The following is a 17,266-nucleotide window of genomic DNA, read 5'->3' on the forward strand; positions in this document are numbered from 1 at the left end:
GGCGAGGCGCTTACGACACGGGCGCCACCACCTTCGACTGCTGGATCGCGGACAGGACCCTGGTACGGCACTTGATGAACAGTGGGTCTGCCTTGGTGGTCAGTTGATCTCGAGCTCCGGTCAACGGGACGTCGACGATGTCCTGCGTCAATGCCGGAGTTCCGCCGAGGACGACCACTCGATCGGACAGGTACACCGATTCGTCGACGTCGTGGGTGACGAGGAGGACGGTGATGCCAAGATCACGCTGAAGCGTCAGCAGCAGGTCTTCGAGTTCCGCGCGGGTCTGCGCATCGACCGACGCGAAGGGTTCGTCCATGAGGAGTACCTGCGGCCGATAGGCGAGAGCGCGAGCTATCGCCACTCTCTGCTGCATTCCGCCGGACAACTGCCAGGGGTAGGAACGCGCAGCACCGCCTAGACCGACAACGGCAAGTGCATCGCCAACCCTCTCGTTCTGAACCTTCCGCGCCAGACCGTTGCCCCGTAGCGGCAGGCGAACGTTCTCGCCCACTCGAAGCCACGGCATCAGTGTGCGTCCGTAGTCCTGTGACACGAGAGCCAGCGTGGCCGGCGGTGCATCGATCGCGATCCCGGCGATGCGGACCTCACCGGTGGTCGGCTTCTGCAGACCGGCGATGCAACGAATCAGCGTGCTCTTGCCGATGCCGGAATGGCCGACGATGCAGACGATTTCTCCGGGTGCAACGGACAGATCGATGCCGCGGAGCACTTCGCGGCCGGTGGGACCGCCGTAGGTCACCCCGAGGCCGCTCAGTTCGACTGCGGGTTTCGATGCCGCAGATTCTGTGGATGACATCAGTTTCCTTTCACTGCGAGAGCGTCGTGGGTCCGCGGCTGCCATCTGAGCAACCATCGTTCGATCACGCCGTATCCGAGGTTGAGCACGTATCCGATGATTCCCAGCAGGAGAATTCCGGACCACATGTCGGCGATCGCGAAGGTCTGTTGCGCGACGATCACGAAGTGACCGATTCCTGCAGTGGAGACGTACATTTCGCTTCCGACCATGATGACGACACCGATCGCGAGACTGGTGCGGATACCGACTGTTATCTGCGGCATCGCTCCGGGGAGGAGTACCTGCGTCACCAGGAGGGGTGTACGGATCCGGTAGCTGCGCGCCACCAATCGGATACTCGGGTCGATGGAGCGAATGCCGTCGAGGGTGTTGAGGAGTATCGGCCAGACCGCGCCGAAGGCGATGGCGGCAACGTTACCCGTCGAACCGGTTCCGAAAACGATGAAAAGAGCGGGTAATACGGCCAGCGCCGGAATAGCGCGGAAGAACTGGAGAAACGGATCGGCAATGTCGGCAGCCAGCGGGAACATTGCCAGCAGGAGACCGGCACCGACGCCGACCACCAGTGCCACGGCGAGACCGAAGGCAAGGTTGGTCAAGCTCGGTACGACGTCGTGGACGAATCCCGGACCGAACCAGTTGTCCACAAACGCTTTCCAGATACGCGACAGCGGCGGGAAGTAAGGCGACTTGCTCGACTCCGAACCGAAGTACCATACGACGACGATCAAGATCGGCAGCCACAACTCCCACACGAGGAGTCGAAGTCCTGACATCATCTTCACGTCGTCATCCTCCTCGGGATGTAATGCCAGGCAAGTAAACGATTCTCGATCGCCATCACGGCGAAGGCGAGCAGCATTCCGAGTAGTCCGGCGACGATGATCAGTGCGAACATTCGATCGGGGACGGATTGGCTCAGCAGGATCTCCTTACCGAGTCCCGGCACGCCCGCGATCAATTCTGCACCGATGGTCAGCAGCAAGCTCAGTGTTGCCGAGATGCGAATCCCGGTGAAGATGTAGGGCATCGACGCCGGTGCGACGACGAGAGCGAGTCTGCGCCACAGCGGAAGTCGGAAGGAGCGTGCGGTCGCCAGCAGTTCCGGGTCGACGTTGCGCACACCGTGAATCGTCTGGAGCAGAATCGGCCACACACTTACTGCCACGATCAGTGCCACCGCCATCCGTTGCGTCGGGCCCATGATCAGCAGAAAGAGCGGAATGATTGCGAGCGGCGGAACGGTTCGGCAGAAGTCGATGACGAAACGGGAGGAGACTGTCAGGAACGGGTGCGCGGCGAGCAGCAGTCCTGCCGGGATTCCGATCACCAGGCACAGCGCCAAACCGATCGCTGTGGTGGTCACCGTTTGTCCCAGTGATGTCCACAACGAGGATGTGCCGAGTTCGTTCACAAGGGCCACTGCCACGTCGCTGAACTTCGGAATACCTTTGACGTCCTCGTCGCCGAGCATTCCGAAGATCTGCCAGGCGGCTGCCAATGCGAAGAGCGTCAGCAGCCGACCGAGCAGAACCTGCCTGCGGCGAGTCTGCAGGGTTGTCAAGGCGGACAACTCAGTTGGCCGGGGTCAGCAGGGATTCGGCCTCGACCGAATCCGTCAATACCCCGTACTTGACCAGCAGTTCGATCTCCGTGCCCAGAGCACCCGGTTCCACTACTGCGACGAACTGAGGATTCTTGCTGTTGGCCAGCATTTCGAGCGGAATCTTGGCTTGTGTCGAGAGTGCAGCCTTGACCGCGCCCGGATTCTGATTGGCGTAGTCGATGGATTTGGCAAGCGCCGTACGGAATTTGGCGAGTGAGTCCGGGTTCGCGTCGACAAACGATTCCGAAGCGACCAGCGAGGTCCCCGGTACACCGGGCGCGGCCAAGGGGAAGGGGTGGCCGAGGATCTTCAGCCCCGAGTCGGTTGCTTTGCTCAGGAACGGATCGATGAGGAATGCCGCATCGGCCCCGCCAGTGGAAACAAGGTCACCGAGGTTGGGCATGGGCGCCTGAATGAACGAGATCTTGTCCGCTGCGCCACCGGACTTCTCCACCGCAGCGGAGATGACTGCTTCGCTGACGGACTTCAAACCGCTGATCGCGACGGTCTTGCCTTCGAGGTCACGGAAGCCGCTGATGGAACTGTCCTTGGCGACCACGAGACCGGACTGGTCGACGCTGTCATTTGCGGCAAAATTCGTGAGCCCGCCGACAATGGTGACGGGCATGTTCTGGCTCCGTGCCTGAATTGCGGCAGCGGCAGTCGTGGCTGCCATATCTGCATTTCCGCTGAGCAACAACGGAATTTGAGCCGAGGAACTAGCGCCGCCCTCCACGAGTTGGATGTCGAGTCCCTCATCGGTGAAGTACCCCTGCTCCATGCCGAGCCAAATCGGTGTGAAGTCCGCGATCGGCTGAGGTGCGATTCGAATCGTGGTGGTCTGGGTGCCCCCGTCGTCGGAGGCCGTGGCGTCGCTCGAACAGCCTGTCAGTGCCAATGCCGCGGTCGCGACCGCGGCTAGGGCAACAACTCTGAACCGTGGTGTCGACCGAAGGGTAAGTCCAACCGTCATGTCCGAAAACCTCTCGCTGGGAAAGATATGACTTCCTTGCCGGTAATCCGGTGGGAAGGTGAAGAAGCTCAAAGAATTCCGTACGCCGGAACGATTGTTGTGACTATAGTAATTTCCAAGACGAATGCCAAGGGTTTTCCAAGAACACGAGATTTCGGATCGCCGGGTACATCCACGGCACCGGGAGGGGATCGGATGACGAAGGGTTCTGCGTCCGCCGTCGACAAAGCGTTGGATCTACTCGAGGCCATCGCGCGCTCGACCACGCCGATGAAGCTCAGCGAACTGGCAGAAGAAGTCGGGATGCTCCGCCCGACTGCGCACCGAGTGCTCGGAGAACTCGCGAACCGTGGTTGGGTCTTCCGCTACGACGGTCGCTATCTCCCCGGCCCGGCTGCACTGCAGGTTTCCCACGAAGCGGCAGCGCATTCGTTGGCGGCCTTGTGCGATCCGACCATGCGGGTGCTGTCCGAGAGCACGGACATGATGGTGAATCTGCAGGTTCTCGAGAGCGGCGGGACGCGGATCATCGCGGCGCTGCGTCCCGAGAGACTCAAGATGATCACTCGGATGCTCGGGGATCTGCTTCCGCCGCACCGGTTCGCGGGTCCGCTCGCGTTGGTGGCGGCACTCGAGGACAACACCCGGGCGCCCTACCTGGCGATGGTGGAGAAGAGCGGCTATCCGCTGGAAGGACCCACCGGCTTTCTCGCCGACATCGCCGAGACTCAGAAAACCGGATTCGCCGTTGTCCACAAACGATCTCAGGACATCATCGGTTCGGTCTCGCGTGCAGTGTCTTCCCGCAAGGGGTCTCCGCTCTGTGCGTTGACGGTGATCGGTTTCGATACCGACTTCGATGCGAAGACGACGCGAATGGTCGAAGAACACCTGCTGCGGGCCACCGATGAAGTGCAGCAACTCCTCACTGACCACACTTCGGGCAAGCGCCCGTCCGACACAGGAGAATAAGGATGATTTCACGGACCGAGGGCTTCATCACCGTCGCAGACGGCGAACGGGTCTGGTACGAGACTGCCGGCGAGGGCCCGGATCTGATTCTCACGCACGGTCTCGGCGGAAATGCGGCCGTCTGGTACCAGCAGGTGCCCTACTTCGCTCAGCACTATCGGGTGATCAGCTGGGATCAGCGAGGATTCGGCCGCTCTACCAACGAGAACGGCAACCACGGCCCGGTAGCGGCAGTCTCTGATCTGATCGAAATCATGGACCTGTTGGCGGTTGATCGAGCGCACGTGGTCGGCCAGTCGATGGGCGGTTGGGCCGCATTGGGGACCGCGATCGCTGTTCCGGACCGGGTGGAGTCGGTAGTCCTGGCCTGCACGACCGGCGGCATTCCCGTCGGATTCGGTCCGGACAGCGCACCTCCCCTCACCGCAGCACCCGTCACCGCGCGGCCCCTGGGGGAGCATCCCGCTGTGGGCGGACGGTTGCCGAGCTTGGACATGGCGAGGGCATACCTGTACCAAGCTCTCGGCACCTTCGGCCATCGCCCACCTGACACCGAGTTCTTCCGAATTCTCAAGGCCCACAACTATTCGGTGGCCGAACTCGCGGCGGTGGCTGCGCCGGTTCTCCTGATCGCAGGTGAGCTGGACGATTTGATGACACCCGAGCGGATTCGCGGCGCCGCCGAGTTCCTGCCTCACGCCGAAGTGGTCGAGCTTGCCGACCGCGGCCACTCCCCCTACTTCGAGGACCCACACGCGTGGAACGAGTTGGTGGCGCACTTCCTGGCCGATGTTCGTGCGCGCCCAGTGCGCTGAAACGCCAACTCGTCACGCATATTCCAACTCCGAGGAGATCTAATGGATTCATCTCAGACCGTCGAGTTCATCCCACCCGCTTTCGATACGCCGTTCTCCACCGGAGTGCGCGTCGGAGACGTTCTGTATCTGTCGGGTCAGATCGGCATGCTTCCCGACGGGACCTTGGCAGACGGCTTCGAAGCGCAGGCTCGCCAGACGATGGAGAATATCGTGGCTTCGCTGATCGCCTACGGTTCCGGTGTCGAAGCGATCTTCAAATGCACTGTCATGCTTGACGACATGTCACGTTGGCAGGAGTTCAACAAGGTCTACCTCGAGTACTTCCCGGCGTCGAGACTGCCGGCCCGCAGTGCGTTCGGAACAGACGGACTGGCGCTGGGTGCGCACATGGAAGTCGAATGCATGGCCTACACCCCGCGGGTCTGACTGCTCGCGGGCACTAACCGTCCCAATCCACACGTTCAGCCAGGCGCAGCAATGTGCGTCGGCGTGTAGTGCTGGTTTCGCCGATGTGCGCGATCCGGCCGTAGATGTGGGCGCGGAAGTTCTCCACGCCATCCCGATTCTGTTCCTGCGCAGAAGTACTGGCGGCGTTGTGCAGCAGGGCACGCAAGCGATCGTAGTCGTCGCGCGGATACGAGGGTTGGTCGTTGATCACCAACCCGGTGAGGTGTTGGCGTCGATGAGGGCGCATTACCTTGGTCTTTCGTGGATGGATGGCAAACCCTTCGTCCCCGGCGATCTGCTCGACCGTCCAGAGGAGGGTGCCGACGTCGGCTACTTCGATTCCGGAGAACGCGAGGTCGTCGGCGTATCGGGTGTAGGTGAGCCAGTTCGCTTGTGCGAGTCCACTCAAGCGGATGTCGAGTTTGCGTGCGACGAGATTCGCCAGTGCAGGAGAAGTGGGTGCGCCTTGCGGAAGATGCGCGGTGCGTAGCTGTGATGCCTGTGCATACGGTAGGCCGCGCAGGGTATCGGCAGGTGTTGCAACAGTGCACAATCCGGTGAGAACGCCTGCCACTGCGGGTGGATAGCCGAGGGCGGCGAAGACGGCATGAACGCGGCTGCCGCTGATCGAAGGGAAGAACTGCGCGAGGTCCGCGCCGATCACGATTTCCGACTGTGCGTGCGGCGCTGCAAAAGTCAGAGGGCTTCGACCACGGACAAATCCGTGTGCCGCGTCGTGCGGGGGCACCAGGTCGAGGATGCGGCGCAGGATCTTCCGCTGAATTTCGCGCAATCGGGGTTTCGGTACCTCGAGGAGGCGAGCGCCGGCCTTCTTGCTGATCTGCATCGGCCGGTAGTGGCGTAGCGGTCGGGGTTTCGTGCGGAGCCATTCCCCTCGGTCGGCGAACCACTCGAGTTCGGAGATCGTCAGATCCAGTGAACGAGCCAGGTCCACACTGGTGTTGTAGCGGGGAACGTCGAACCGCCACACCGAGGTTTCATTGGTGTCCAGTGAGAGAGGAACAGGCCGCAGGCGAGGTAGTTCGCGAAGCAATCGATACAGAGTCTGCGGTTCGAACGGTGGAGCGGGCATGAGGTCGAGAACGCGCACGGCCAGGAGCGTCGGGGAAACGCCGAAGACGGTTCCGAATGCCTCCTCGAGGCCGCTGAGGGTCCACGGAGCGTCAGCGGCCGCAACGGCCAGACGACGCGCCAACTCGGGATCGAGCTCGAAGTCACGCATGATACGACTCCGGGATGCGACGGGGCGGGGTGACCAAATCCTTTGTCCGGTGCGGCGGCAAGCACGCGGAGCGTGCCGAACGCCGGTGGACGCAGTATCCAATTCTTCTGGCCGACCCAGGGGTTACCCCTGAGACTGGTCGCGTGGACCAACTCTCACCCACGCGCCGCCGCATTCCTTCACAATGGCAGACCGTTCGGTATCTGTCACGTGTGAAGCGGATCTGTCAGGAGTGGGTCCTCAGATCGACGAACGATCCGAACCGACGAACTCGCTGATCCACGGCACGACTGCTTCGCGGACGGTGACCGCTTTCGGCAGTAGTCCGTTGCTCAGCAGGAGATCGGCCGCGCGCTGCTGCTCGTCCAGGAACTCGTCGGTGACAGGGTTGACACCGAAAGGGCGTCCGCGCAGTGCAGCTTCCCAGGCATCGAGGCTCGCGGACCCGCCACGCTTCTCGACGTCGTCGACGAAGACCTGGGCGGCTTCGCGGGGGTTGGCTTCGATCCAGGCGTCGGATTCCTGCAGGGCCTCGATGATCGCCTGGAGGGCCTCCGGGTTGGTATCCGCGAAATCGCGCCGGGTGAACCACAGTGAGGGGTGGCTGAAGAGTCCGTCGGTGGCGATCAGCGTGCGCAGTTCGTGGTTCGCTTCGATGTCCGTCAGCCCCGGGTACGCGCCAACCCAGGCATCGATGGTGCCGTCGACGAGGTCCGCTCCACCACCGCGTACGTCGGTGTCGACGGGGACGATGTCGGACCAGGTCAGCCCCGCCTGATCCAAGGCGAACAACAAAAGTGTGGTCTGCCACGATCCGTGCGCGATGCCGACGCGCTTGCCGCGCAGGTCCTCAACCGTGTTGATCTCGGACTCCGCCTTGACTACCAGGCGCCCGTTCTCCACACGTGGGCCGGAGATTCCGATGTAGACGAGATCGCGGCCCTGAGCCAATCCGGTGACGGGCGGCGTGAATCCGGTTCCGATCACGTCGTATCCGCCCTCCTCGAACAGCCAGTCCGAGTGCAGGGTCGGCAAGGCGTTCTCCGGGTTGACTGCAGGCTTGGCGGGAAGCTCACGCAGGTCCACCCACTCGACGTCCGGGAGACGACGTTCGAGGATTCCGGTGTGACGCAGAACGAACAGCGAATTGTTGTGTGGGAAGTATCCGACGCGAACGGTCATGAGATCTACGGTTTCCTGTTCTGAATCAGTGATGGGGGTGGCTAGATGAGGCCGCGTCGACGCGCCTCGTCGGCGAGTCCGCTACGGCCCCACTGCACGGCAAGGTTGGATGGATCGAATTCAACCGAACCGCCAAGGGATTCGGCGATCGCCTGGAACTGGGCGCCCTCCTCGAGGAGGACGACGAACTTCGCGAGGTCGAGCAACCCGCTGCGGCCGATGACGTTGACCCCGCCGTTGGCTTCGAAGATCGCCACCAGATCGGGATCGTGTTCGAGACGCTCGAGAATGAAATCGCCTGCAGAACGGGACCGATCGATGTGCGGCGGGATCTCTCGGGAGAGCGTCAGCCTCTGCGAAGCCGCATAGCGGATGGGTAGCGTCCGATGTGTCTGTGCCCAACCGCCGAGCCACGGTGTGTGGATGTGGACAACGCTGGTGATTTCCGGATGCTGACGGAAGACCGATGCGTAGCCGGTGACAAATCCGGCAGATCCGTTGCCGGACAGCACCTCTCCATCGAAGGTGGCGACAACCGGTGACACCGACGGATCGTTCGCCCACGGTCCCGGATCGTTCAGGGCGACCGCGATCTCGGTGCCGGGTACTCGTTCGACGAAGTTGACGGTCCCGTTGGCTGCAACCGTTCCGGTCTTGCGGAAGACGTCGAATGCCTTGTCCGCTGCTTTACGCGCCTCTTCGACGAATGCTGCGGTATCGGTGTCGAGTCGAGTTTCGGTGGTGGTCATCGAGTCTCCAGTCCAGAAGGTGTGATCGGGGTGCGCTGCAGGAGGGGAAGAACTTCTTCGCCGACGCGGTATGCCTCTTCGAGATGCGGGTTACCGGCGAGGATGAAGGCGTCGACGCCCAGTTCGCGCAGCTCGTCGAGTCTTTCGGCGACCTGCTCGTAACTGCCGACCAGTCCGAACGCCGGTCCGCCGCGGATGAGGCTGAAGCCGCACCACACGTTGGGTTGCACTTCCAGATCTCGGTAGCCGGTGATGTGTTCGGGTACCCAGCCTTTGATGCGGGCGGCGCCCACCGAGTCACCCTGGGCTGCACGGTCGGCGGCCCCCTTGTCGACGAAGGCCCAGCCTTTCTCGATCTCGGCCCACGCGGCTTCTTCGGTGTGCCGGGCTACGACGTCGATGCGTACGGCGAATTTCGGCGTGCGTCCCAGTTTGGCCGAGTTCTCCCGCACTCCGTCGATCTTGGCTCTGAGATCGGCGTACGGCTCCAGCCAGGAAAGGTAGTAATCGGAGTGCAGTCCGGCGGCGGCGACGGCTGCGGCCGAAGATCCGGAGAAGTACACCTCGGGAAACGGTTGGCCGGCCAGTCCGGTTGGCAGTGCGGCGCCGTGGGTTTGGAAGAAGCGACCGTCGAAGTCGAAAGGTTCACCGTCCCACACACCTTTGAGGACATCGAGGAACTCGGACGTCCTGGTGTAGCGATCGTCGTGGTCGACTTTGTCGCCCCACCACAGCTGAGGCGCTCCGCCTCCACCACTGATGATGTTGTAGACCAGACGTCCACCGGTTGCGCGCTGCAGACTGGCCGACATTCGCGCGGCCTGGACCGGGTGAAGGAACCCTGGTTGGAACGCAACCATGAAACGGTACGTGGTGGTCTCGGCGGCCAACGCTGCTGCGATCGCCCACGGATCCTCGGTCATCGGGAAAGACGGCAGCAGTCCACCGAGGAACCCTGCGGACTCGGAAGCCTTTGCCACCGCTGCCATGTGGTCGATGTAGCTGTATCCGTCCAATTCGCCGCCGCGGATCGCGGGAGCAATGTTGCCCGGCCCGTATCCACCGGCATCGCCGCGGTTGTAGCGACGCGGAGTACGCAGCGACGCGTGGTCGCCTTCCATCCCGATCCGCCAGTAGAAATCGATGCTCATGCGGTGGCCTTTTCTTCTGTGGTGGCCTTCTCTTCCTTGCGGATCCGACCCTCGGGATCGACCAGGTGCAGGAGATGCTCGCCCGCCCGGTGCAGCTCTTCGATGTGTGGCCGACCGGACAGGACGAAACCGTCCACGCCGAGATCGCGATACGACGACAATCGCTGCGCCACTTCCTCGTAGCTTCCGACGAGGCCGATACTGTGCTCGTAGCCGATGCGGTCGAATCCGGACCACAGGATGCCGCCCCGATCGATCTCGAGTGCAGCGGAATCGGCTTCTCTCAGTTGCCGTTCGACGCGAGCCCAGGCTTCGTCCGCTGTTTCCCTCGCGATGATCGGGATGCGCAGGACCTTCTCGACGGTCCTGCCGAGTTCGGATGCTCGGTCGTCGAGGGTGGTGATCCGTGTCGACAACTCGCCGCCGGCAAGGGTGAACTGATGGACATCGGCATGGTGGGCCGAGAGTTCCAGAGCTTCCGGTGAGTCCCCGGTCAGATGCACTCGGGGAAAGCGGAGTCCCGACAAGATGCCTCGGAATCCGCCGCCGAGTACGTCGTAGTACTCGCCGTCGAAGTCGTAACCCGTGCCGCCGAATCCGCCAGGGAGAATCTGCTCCTCGTTCCATACGCCACGGGCGACGGTCAGGAACTCCGCGGCGCGCGCGTAGCGGTCGGCTCCTCGAACCACGTCGCCGCGAGCAGCGGCGTCTTCGGGGTCCGTCTCTACCTTCACTCGCCATTCGAGACGACCTGCTGACAGGCGCTGAAGTGTCGCCGACATTTTGGCGGCGTATACGGGGGTGCCGAAAGTGGGGTGAAACTCCACGACCACTCGCGAATGACGCGTCTGACGTAGGGCGGCGGCAGCAACGATCCAGGATTCTTCGCCATTCGGATCGTACGGTGCGACAACGCCGTCGACGCCCGACAGTTCGGCGGCGAGAACGATCTGTGCCAATTCGTCGAAGGGCCCGAAGTTTCCGGGACGAACATCGGTCGCAACGGTAGTCGGTCGCTGTGGCCCGAAGCCGCCGCGACTGTTCAGCGCGGCCACTGCTCGGCGTCCGTCACCGCGCGAGGGCAGCTCCCAGTAGACGTCCGTCATTCTGCTGTGCCCTTCTGCGCAACAAGGTTGCGTGCCTGTTCCAGTGGTTCGTGCGCCACCCAGGACTGCAGGTCGAAGTCGGCGGCAAGGAAGCCGTGCGCATACAGGAATTGCTTCTGCACCCCGAGCAGGTCCACACGCTCGTCAGACAGGCTCAGATGCAGTCCGGTGTGGAAGTTCTCGCCGTATGCTGCCACCACACCTTCGGGCCCCGACTGTGTTTCGGTTTGCAGAACGGCTCGGACCTCGTCGATGTTGGCTGCGGCCCAGTCCGCCGCTCTCAGGCTCTCGGCAAGGAAACCCACGACGATGTCCGGGCGCTGTTCGAGTAGATCGGCGTGAACCGTGATCGGTCGTGGGGTGCCGTTGTTGACGCGATCACGCAGGGAAGCAGTGGAATCGAGATCGACGGCCACCGCGAGACCGTGTTCGCGGGCAACTTCCTGGGCTCGGGCGCCCTTGACGTAGATTGCGTCGACGTCGCCGCGTAGCAGGGATTCGACGCCCCACGTCGTGTTGCGGGTGGACGAGGCGGTGCGGACCTCGGGGGCCGCCGTCGTCGCAACCTCGACGAGAGTGACGTCGGCAAAACTCAACTCGCCGAGTCGAAGTGCGGAGGCGAAGCCGTGCAGGGCCATGGCACGGGGGAAGCTCCTGGCCTGATCTGCCGCCCAGGCCGGGATGCCGATCCGAGCGCCTGCCAGAAGACCGGCTTCTCGGATGTCGGAGTCTCCGCGCACCAGGATTGCCTGGGCCTCGTCGATCCAGGTGAGCCCGATGAGCCTCGTCGGAGAACCACTGGCACGCGCGGCCAGTGCGGGGACGTTGCCGCCTTCGCGAATGAGTCCGGAGAGGTGGTGATCGAAATGGCGCACTGCCAATTCCGGTCCGGCATCTTGCAGTACGCCGAAACGCACTCCGGATTCGTTTGCCGTCCGGTCGAGCCAACCGAGACTGTTGGCGAGGCCGCTGGCGGTGGGAACGGGGCAGCGGGTGTACCAGAGTGTGTCGATTGCGGAATCAGCGATCAATGTCATGACTGTCCTGTCCGTCGGGGAAGGTGCGACCGACGCCGAGTTCCTTCAGGAAACTCGCTCGGTAGCGCAGAGATTCGGGATCGTTCCGATCGCGGGGGCGTGGCAGTTCGATGTCGACATCCACGGCAAACCCGCCCTTGTCGAGGATGAGCACACGGTCGGCAAGTCGTACGGCTTCGTCGACGTCGTGCGTGACGAGCAGTACTGCCGGACGGTGGCGGGCGACCAGATCGCCTACCAAGTCTTGCATTTGGAGCCTGGTCAAAGCGTCGAGGGCTGCGAACGGTTCGTCGAGCAGCAGCAGTTCAGGTTCGCGAACCAGAGCACGAGCCAATGCGACGCGTTGGGCCTCGCCGCCGGAGAGGGTGGCCGGCCAGGCGCGGTGCTTGTCCGCGAGGTTGACCTCGGCGAGTGCGTTGCGTGCATTGTCGGTCACCTGACGTGACCGTTTCTGTCCGACTGTGACATTGGCCAGAACTCGCTTCGACGGTATCAATCGCGGTTCCTGGTAGACGACCGTGCGGTCGCGTGGGACCAGCACATCACCGCTGTCCGGTGCTTCCAAACCGGAAAGCACTCGCAGCAGGGTTGTCTTGCCGGTACCGCTGGGGCCGAGGAGAACGACGAACTCGCCGCGCGTGATCTCGAGGTCGATACCACCTAGAACAGTCTTGTCACCGAACGACTTACGCACTCCGGTGAGCGAGACCGCTACCGGTGATCCGGCACGTCGCTCGGCCGCGGTGGTGCCGGTCCGCTCACGGGCTGCCAACGGCGGCAGAGGTGCTTCGGTGGATGGCAGCGAGCCGATGGTTGTATTCGTCATCGCGCCACCGACAATCTCCGCCACGGCATGGAGTACCGCTCGATCAGTCTGACGATTGCGTCGAAGATGAGTCCCAGTGCCGCGTACATGACGATGCACAGAACCATGTAGTCGGTGCGGTTGTATTCCTGCGCCAGGGTGACCAGATATCCGATGCCCTCACGTGTGCCGACCTGCTCGGCGGCGATCAATCCGGTGATGCTGAGCGACAGGCAGATTCGAAGCCCCATCAGAACACCGGGGAGGGCGGTCGGAAGAATCGCTCCGAACACCAGTCGCCAACCCGTCAGGCCGAAACCTTGTGCCGCTTCCACCATCTTGCGATCGACTCCGCGCACTCCCAGGTAGGTGTACGCGTACATGGGGGCGACGGTCGCGACGGCGATCAGGACTACCTTGAAGGTTTCGTCGATACCGAACCAGGCGATGAACAACGGAACGAGCGCGAGGAACGGAACCGCGCGGTTGATCTGCATGGTCGAGTCGATCAGTTCTTCGCCGAGCGAGGAGAGACCGGACAGAACCCCGAGCACCAATCCGACGATTACACCGACCGAAACACCGAGTGCGGCACGTTGAAGCGACGCGAGACCGAAGTCGACCAACTGACCCGACTGGTACAGCTCGGCGAATGCCGTCCACACCGCCGGAGGTCCGGCCAGGATCTCTTCGCGGATCAGTCCGGTAGCGGATCCGATCCACCATCCGGCAACCAGCAGGGCGGGCACGAGGAAGCGGAGTGGGATCGAGACCCACTTGGGCCTGCTGCGATTGCGGCGGTAGCGGGGCGTTTCGAGTTGCGGATGCTCCACTGACGGCGACGCAGTTCGTGCGGGCCGGGTCAGCGTCACCATCGGGTCACTTCCCCTCGGTGGTGGGCGCTGCCGCTGCCGAACCTGCCACAGCACCCTGGAGGTCGAAGATCACGTCACTGCCCTTGATCGGCTGCTGGATCACCTTGTTGTCGGCGAACAACGTGGAGATCGATTCGAGGTCGGTAGCGTCGGCTGCAGTCGGGTAGCGGAAGTTTGTGATCTGGCCGCCCAGGGTGATCGCGTCGTCGAGTCGCTGTCCGGAGAGTGCGCGCGGACCGGTCTGTTCGAAGACGTTCTCGAATGCTGCCGGGTCGGCCTGCTGCTTCGCGGTGAGTTCCTGGGTGACCTCGAGGAACTTCTGGACCACCTCGGGATGCGCTTCGAGTACTGCGGTGCGGCCGGCGATGATGGTGCTGTCCACGGAGTCGATGCTCGCCTCGGTTGCGATCTCGACCGCGCCCTTGGCCTTGGCCTCCTGATACGGAATCAGGAACGATGCCCACGCGTCGACCTGCCCGGTGGAGAACGCCGACGCCGCGTCAGCCTGTTGCAGCGGAACACGTTCGACGGAATCGATCGGCACTCCGGCCTGTGTCAGAGCCTTGAGCGTGATGTACTCGCCCTTGCCTGCAGGGTTGACGGCAATGCGCTTGCCGGCCAGATCTGCGACGGTGTTGATGCCGGACTCCGGAGTGGCGATGATGCCGGCCTGGTCCTTGTTGTACGGGTCGGACGTGGCGAAGATGCGGACACCCACGTCCTTGGACAGTGCGCCGACGACGGGACTGTATGCGCCGGTTTGGATGTCGAGTTCACCGCTGTTGAAGAGTTTGAGGTTGGAGCTGAATCCCGGTGTGGTCTTGACCCATTCGATCTTCGCGCCCAGCGGTGCCAGCGCCTCGTCGTAGGTTCCGTCACGCTTGCCGACGGCGATGGCACCGGAGTTTCCGGGATCGAAAACTTTGAGCGTGAAGTCGGCACTGGAATTGCCTGCGGCGCTGTTGGAATCGGAAGACCCACACGCCACCGCCAACCCGGCCAGCGGGATCATGGCGAGCGCAGCGGCAGCTCGTGGCAGTCGGCGGAAGCGGGACATGTATGTGGCTCCTTCAGGCGTTGAATCGTCAGAACTGACGACGATGACGCTATTGGGTGCTTGTCCGTTTTACCCCCGTTTGTTTTCTGGAGATTGGAAATCTTGACAACATCGGAAGTCTGTTCATCTGGGCTTTTGCAGGTCCACGTTCGGTTCCTTTCCATCTGATGGAAAGGATGGCCGGACTGCTGGGTCCGTGTTAGCGTCCGATTCTCAGGTCGATCAGGCCACAGCGAAAGGATCGTTCGTGACGGACGCACGCGGCGCGGGAGTTCAGACGGTAACCCGTGCCCTGACCATGCTCACATGTTTTCGCAGTGGCGAAGAACTGGGAGTCTCGGAAGTTGCGCGGCGACAAGAGCTTGCGGTCAGCACCACGCATCGATTGCTGCAGTCGCTCGTCGACGCGGGATTTCTCGAGAAGGACGACGCAACCAGTCGGTATCGCATCGGCGCGGCGCTGGCGGCTTACGGACAGGTCTCCTACCGGCAGCATCGGATCTATCTGTCCGAGCCCTATTTGGAGCAATTGGCCGCGACGACAGGAGCATCCGCTTCCCTGGCAGTGCGAAGCGGAAGTGAGGTGGTGTTGCTCGGATTCAGTCGGTGGCGCGAGGCCGACGGGCACGTGCTGCAGGGTGTCCGCCTTCCCTTGCATGCGAGCGCACTGGGGAAAGCCTTTCTGGCTTGGTCCGATGTCGACGATTCCGAACTTGCTGCGCTGCCACGTGAAGCGACCACTCAGCGTGCGATCACCGATGTCGCCGGTATCCGCCGGGAACTGGAACTGACTCGTGAGCGAGGATACGGATTCAACGACGAGGAGTTGACCCCGGATTTCCGAACGATCGGAATTCCGATAATCGATGGATCTGGCACTGTGCGTTACGCTCTCGGGCTTCGTGGTCCGGTCGAGCTGATGATCGACGAACGGATTCCGTTTCTCGCCGACCTTGCCAAGGTGACTGCACGACAGATCGGTGAGGTCCTTCTCTGACGTGATGTGAAAGCGCTTGTGGCAGATCCGGCCGAACGTGATTACCGTTGAAGTCGAGGGCGCGATCGCACAATGGCTACGCGACGTGACCGCGTCCTCGCGAGCGTGGAGACGAGTGATGACGACGATCGGTGTCGTTGCCCTGTTGCTGGGCGTCCTGTTGATTGTGGTCGAGGCGCATGCCCCAACCGCGGGGGTGCTCGGTGCGCTTGGAGCACTCATGATCGGTGCCGGCGTCTGGATGCTCTTCACATCCGACGGTATCGGCCAATTGATCGCGATTCCGGTGACGGCGGGGGTCGCGGTAGTCGGCCTGGGCGTGGTGGCGGTAGCGAGTCGAAAAGCGCTTACCGCGCGCCGCGCTCCCGTGCGTACGGGGACGGAATCTCTTGTCGGCTCGGACGCGACCGTTCGCAGTTGGACCGGTGCGCAGGGTCAGGTCGAGCTCGACGGCGGATTATGGCGTGCTCGAATGGAATTCGGGTACGACGATTCTGTGCCTGCCGTGGGCGAATCCGTCGTCGTAGAGCAGGTTCGAGGCCTGACTCTGAAAGTGCGCCGTCGTGAACCGTGGGAGCTGCCGCTATGACCACCGTGCTTGTCGTGTTGTCCGTGTTTGCCGTGCTGATTGCAGTCCTTGTGGGCATGTCGGTGAGAGTTCTGCGCGAGTACGAGCGCGCGGTGGTGTTCCGCCTCGGTCGACTGATCACCTTGAAGGGTCCTGGTCTGGTGATTCTGGTGCCGGCGATCGATCGCATGGAGCGGGTCAGTCTGCGAACCGTCACGCTGAAGATACCGGTCCAAGAAGTGATCACTCGCGACAACGTCCCCGTGAAGGTCACCGCCGTCACGTACTTTCGGGTCGTCGACGCTGACCGTTCGATAGTCGAGGTCGAGGATTTTCTGGCCGCCACCTCACAGATCGCCCAGACCACACTGCGCTCCATTCTCGGTAAAGCTGAGTTGGACTCGCTCCTCTCCGAACGTGAACGGCTCAACGAGGACTTGCAGAAGGTAATCGATCAGCAGACCGAGCCGTGGGGAGTCAAGGTCACGACCGTCGAGATCAAGGACGTCGAGATTCCGGCCAACATGCAGCGCGCCATCGCCAGGCAAGCAGAGGCCGAACGAGAGCGGCGAGCCAAGATCATCAACGCCGACGCCGAGTTTCAGGCTTCGGCCAAGCTCGCCGAGGCGGCCGAGGTGATCAGCCGCAATCCGACCACCCTGCAGTTGCGTTATCTACAGACGCTTCACGAGATCGGTAGTGAGAACAACTCCACCGTTGTCTTCCCCTTGCCGCTGGATCTTGTCCGGCCCTTTATCGGTGGCGGAGTTGCGGCAACTCCCGCGACCCAAGAACCTGCCCGTTTCGCCTGGAATGCGAAAGTTGTTGATTAGCATCCAGTTTCGGTTCTCCGTCCC

The 17,266-nt window shown here is 62.6% G+C and carries 19 protein-coding genes; 6 read left to right on the plus strand and 13 right to left on the minus strand.

The features are described from left to right. Window positions 1-10 precede the first annotated feature (10 nt). The 4 genes from QRN54_RS02810 to QRN54_RS02825 are packed head-to-tail and all read right to left on the minus strand — an operon-like array spanning window position 11 to window position 3,402. Complete coding sequence (locus QRN54_RS02810) at window positions 11-820, minus strand: ABC transporter ATP-binding protein (protein ID WP_064113529.1); 810 nt, start codon at window positions 818-820, stop codon at window positions 11-13. Then, window positions 820-1,602, minus strand: coding sequence for an ABC transporter permease (locus QRN54_RS02815; protein WP_231915863.1), 783 nt, complete (start codon window positions 1,600-1,602; stop codon window positions 820-822). The genes QRN54_RS02810 and QRN54_RS02815 overlap by 1 nt, the downstream gene beginning before the upstream one ends. Window positions 1,603-1,604: 2 nt before the next feature. Next, window positions 1,605-2,387: an ABC transporter permease gene (locus QRN54_RS02820; protein WP_020971398.1), complete on the minus strand. Its 783-nt coding sequence runs from the start codon at window positions 2,385-2,387 to the stop codon at window positions 1,605-1,607. Window positions 2,388-2,397: 10 nt separating this feature from the next. Further along, a complete protein-coding gene (locus QRN54_RS02825; RefSeq protein ID WP_065351651.1) occupies window positions 2,398-3,402 on the minus strand; it encodes an ABC transporter substrate-binding protein in 1,005 nt (334 codons plus the stop codon). A 195-nt stretch (window positions 3,403-3,597) separates the two neighbouring features. Between QRN54_RS02825 and QRN54_RS02830 the strand changes: the two genes are divergently transcribed. From QRN54_RS02830 to QRN54_RS02840, 3 genes are read left to right on the plus strand one after another with little or no spacing between them, the layout of a single operon-like run. Then, window positions 3,598-4,374, plus strand: a complete 777-nt coding sequence (locus tag QRN54_RS02830; RefSeq protein WP_007735498.1) for an IclR family transcriptional regulator — start codon at window positions 3,598-3,600, stop codon at window positions 4,372-4,374. Between the two features lie 2 nt (window positions 4,375-4,376). Next, window positions 4,377-5,189, plus strand: coding sequence for an alpha/beta fold hydrolase (locus QRN54_RS02835; RefSeq protein ID WP_064113581.1), 813 nt, complete (start codon window positions 4,377-4,379; stop codon window positions 5,187-5,189). Between the two features lie 42 nt (window positions 5,190-5,231). After that, complete coding sequence (locus tag QRN54_RS02840) at window positions 5,232-5,618, plus strand: RidA family protein (RefSeq protein ID WP_003946047.1); 387 nt, start codon at window positions 5,232-5,234, stop codon at window positions 5,616-5,618. 13 nt (window positions 5,619-5,631) lie between these two features. On the opposite strand, the gene QRN54_RS02845 is transcribed toward QRN54_RS02840, so the two are convergent. The 9 genes from QRN54_RS02845 to QRN54_RS02885 form a co-directional block, all read right to left on the minus strand. Beyond that, the gene (locus QRN54_RS02845; protein WP_081377614.1) at window positions 5,632-6,882 is read right to left on the minus strand and encodes a reverse transcriptase family protein; all 1,251 of its coding nucleotides are present in this window, start codon (window positions 6,880-6,882) and stop codon (window positions 5,632-5,634) included. A 240-nt stretch (window positions 6,883-7,122) separates the two neighbouring features. Then, entirely contained in the window at window positions 7,123-8,064 is a 942-nt protein-coding gene (locus QRN54_RS02850; protein WP_003946000.1) for an ABC transporter substrate-binding protein, read from the minus strand. A 41-nt stretch (window positions 8,065-8,105) separates the two neighbouring features. After that, the gene (locus QRN54_RS02855) at window positions 8,106-8,813 is read right to left on the minus strand and encodes a class II aldolase/adducin family protein (protein WP_047271865.1); all 708 of its coding nucleotides are present in this window, start codon (window positions 8,811-8,813) and stop codon (window positions 8,106-8,108) included. After that, complete coding sequence (locus QRN54_RS02860) at window positions 8,810-9,964, minus strand: LLM class flavin-dependent oxidoreductase (RefSeq protein WP_285181550.1); 1,155 nt, start codon at window positions 9,962-9,964, stop codon at window positions 8,810-8,812. The genes QRN54_RS02855 and QRN54_RS02860 overlap by 4 nt, the downstream gene beginning before the upstream one ends. Further along, a complete protein-coding gene (locus tag QRN54_RS02865) occupies window positions 9,961-11,070 on the minus strand; it encodes an LLM class flavin-dependent oxidoreductase (protein ID WP_285181551.1) in 1,110 nt (369 codons plus the stop codon). Before QRN54_RS02865 ends, QRN54_RS02860 begins: the two co-directional genes overlap by 4 nt. Beyond that, complete coding sequence (locus tag QRN54_RS02870; protein WP_007735503.1) at window positions 11,067-12,107, minus strand: ABC transporter substrate-binding protein; 1,041 nt, start codon at window positions 12,105-12,107, stop codon at window positions 11,067-11,069. Before QRN54_RS02870 ends, QRN54_RS02865 begins: the two co-directional genes overlap by 4 nt. Next, complete coding sequence (locus QRN54_RS02875; RefSeq protein WP_285181552.1) at window positions 12,091-12,933, minus strand: ABC transporter ATP-binding protein; 843 nt, start codon at window positions 12,931-12,933, stop codon at window positions 12,091-12,093. The genes QRN54_RS02870 and QRN54_RS02875 overlap by 17 nt, the downstream gene beginning before the upstream one ends. Continuing rightward, on the minus strand, window positions 12,930-13,787 hold the full coding sequence (locus QRN54_RS02880) for an ABC transporter permease (protein WP_003946011.1): 858 nt from the start codon (window positions 13,785-13,787) through the stop codon (window positions 12,930-12,932). The genes QRN54_RS02875 and QRN54_RS02880 overlap by 4 nt, the downstream gene beginning before the upstream one ends. A 4-nt stretch (window positions 13,788-13,791) precedes the next feature. Beyond that, window positions 13,792-14,844: an NrtA/SsuA/CpmA family ABC transporter substrate-binding protein gene (locus QRN54_RS02885; protein WP_285181553.1), complete on the minus strand. Its 1,053-nt coding sequence runs from the start codon at window positions 14,842-14,844 to the stop codon at window positions 13,792-13,794. A 247-nt stretch (window positions 14,845-15,091) separates the two neighbouring features. Here QRN54_RS02885 and QRN54_RS02890 point away from each other — a divergent pair, with 247 nt between their 5' ends. From QRN54_RS02890 to QRN54_RS02900, 3 genes are all read left to right on the plus strand, one after another. Then, window positions 15,092-15,841, plus strand: coding sequence for an IclR family transcriptional regulator (locus QRN54_RS02890; protein WP_030537941.1), 750 nt, complete (start codon window positions 15,092-15,094; stop codon window positions 15,839-15,841). A gap of 118 nt (window positions 15,842-15,959) precedes the next feature. Continuing rightward, entirely contained in the window at window positions 15,960-16,430 is a 471-nt protein-coding gene (locus QRN54_RS02895) for an NfeD family protein (protein ID WP_007735511.1), read from the plus strand. Further along, window positions 16,427-17,242, plus strand: coding sequence for a slipin family protein (locus tag QRN54_RS02900; protein ID WP_083058678.1), 816 nt, complete (start codon window positions 16,427-16,429; stop codon window positions 17,240-17,242). Before QRN54_RS02895 ends, QRN54_RS02900 begins: the two co-directional genes overlap by 4 nt. The last annotated feature ends 24 nt before the right edge of the window (window positions 17,243-17,266 follow it).

The sequence above is a fragment of the Rhodococcus sp. MEB032 genome (assembly GCF_030208925.1).
Lineage (GTDB): Bacteria > Actinomycetota > Actinomycetes > Mycobacteriales > Mycobacteriaceae > Rhodococcus_F > Rhodococcus_F qingshengii.

What these genes read in the sequence shown, in the direction of transcription:
- QRN54_RS02810 (WP_064113529.1), bottom strand. Translation starts at nt 820, where the DNA reads ATGTCATCCACAGAATCTGCGGCATCGAAACCCGCAGTCGAACTGAGC.
- QRN54_RS02815 (WP_231915863.1), bottom strand. Translation starts at nt 1,602, where the DNA reads ATGATGTCAGGACTTCGACTCCTCGTGTGGGAGTTGTGGCTGCCGATC.
- QRN54_RS02825 (WP_065351651.1), bottom strand. Translation starts at nt 3,402, where the DNA reads ATGACGGTTGGACTTACCCTTCGGTCGACACCACGGTTCAGAGTTGTT.
- QRN54_RS02830 (WP_007735498.1), top strand. Translation starts at nt 3,598, where the DNA reads ATGACGAAGGGTTCTGCGTCCGCCGTCGACAAAGCGTTGGATCTACTC.
- QRN54_RS02835 (WP_064113581.1), top strand. Translation starts at nt 4,377, where the DNA reads ATGATTTCACGGACCGAGGGCTTCATCACCGTCGCAGACGGCGAACGG.
- QRN54_RS02840 (WP_003946047.1), top strand. Translation starts at nt 5,232, where the DNA reads ATGGATTCATCTCAGACCGTCGAGTTCATCCCACCCGCTTTCGATACG.
- QRN54_RS02845 (WP_081377614.1), bottom strand. Translation starts at nt 6,882, where the DNA reads ATGCGTGACTTCGAGCTCGATCCCGAGTTGGCGCGTCGTCTGGCCGTT.
- QRN54_RS02850 (WP_003946000.1), bottom strand. Translation starts at nt 8,064, where the DNA reads ATGACCGTTCGCGTCGGATACTTCCCACACAACAATTCGCTGTTCGTT.
- QRN54_RS02855 (WP_047271865.1), bottom strand. Translation starts at nt 8,813, where the DNA reads ATGACCACCACCGAAACTCGACTCGACACCGATACCGCAGCATTCGTC.
- QRN54_RS02860 (WP_285181550.1), bottom strand. Translation starts at nt 9,964, where the DNA reads ATGAGCATCGATTTCTACTGGCGGATCGGGATGGAAGGCGACCACGCG.
- QRN54_RS02865 (WP_285181551.1), bottom strand. Translation starts at nt 11,070, where the DNA reads ATGACGGACGTCTACTGGGAGCTGCCCTCGCGCGGTGACGGACGCCGA.
- QRN54_RS02870 (WP_007735503.1), bottom strand. Translation starts at nt 12,107, where the DNA reads ATGACATTGATCGCTGATTCCGCAATCGACACACTCTGGTACACCCGC.
- QRN54_RS02875 (WP_285181552.1), bottom strand. Translation starts at nt 12,933, where the DNA reads ATGACGAATACAACCATCGGCTCGCTGCCATCCACCGAAGCACCTCTG.
- QRN54_RS02880 (WP_003946011.1), bottom strand. Translation starts at nt 13,787, where the DNA reads ATGGTGACGCTGACCCGGCCCGCACGAACTGCGTCGCCGTCAGTGGAG.
- QRN54_RS02885 (WP_285181553.1), bottom strand. Translation starts at nt 14,844, where the DNA reads ATGTCCCGCTTCCGCCGACTGCCACGAGCTGCCGCTGCGCTCGCCATG.
- QRN54_RS02895 (WP_007735511.1), top strand. Translation starts at nt 15,960, where the DNA reads ATGACGACGATCGGTGTCGTTGCCCTGTTGCTGGGCGTCCTGTTGATT.
- QRN54_RS02900 (WP_083058678.1), top strand. Translation starts at nt 16,427, where the DNA reads ATGACCACCGTGCTTGTCGTGTTGTCCGTGTTTGCCGTGCTGATTGCA.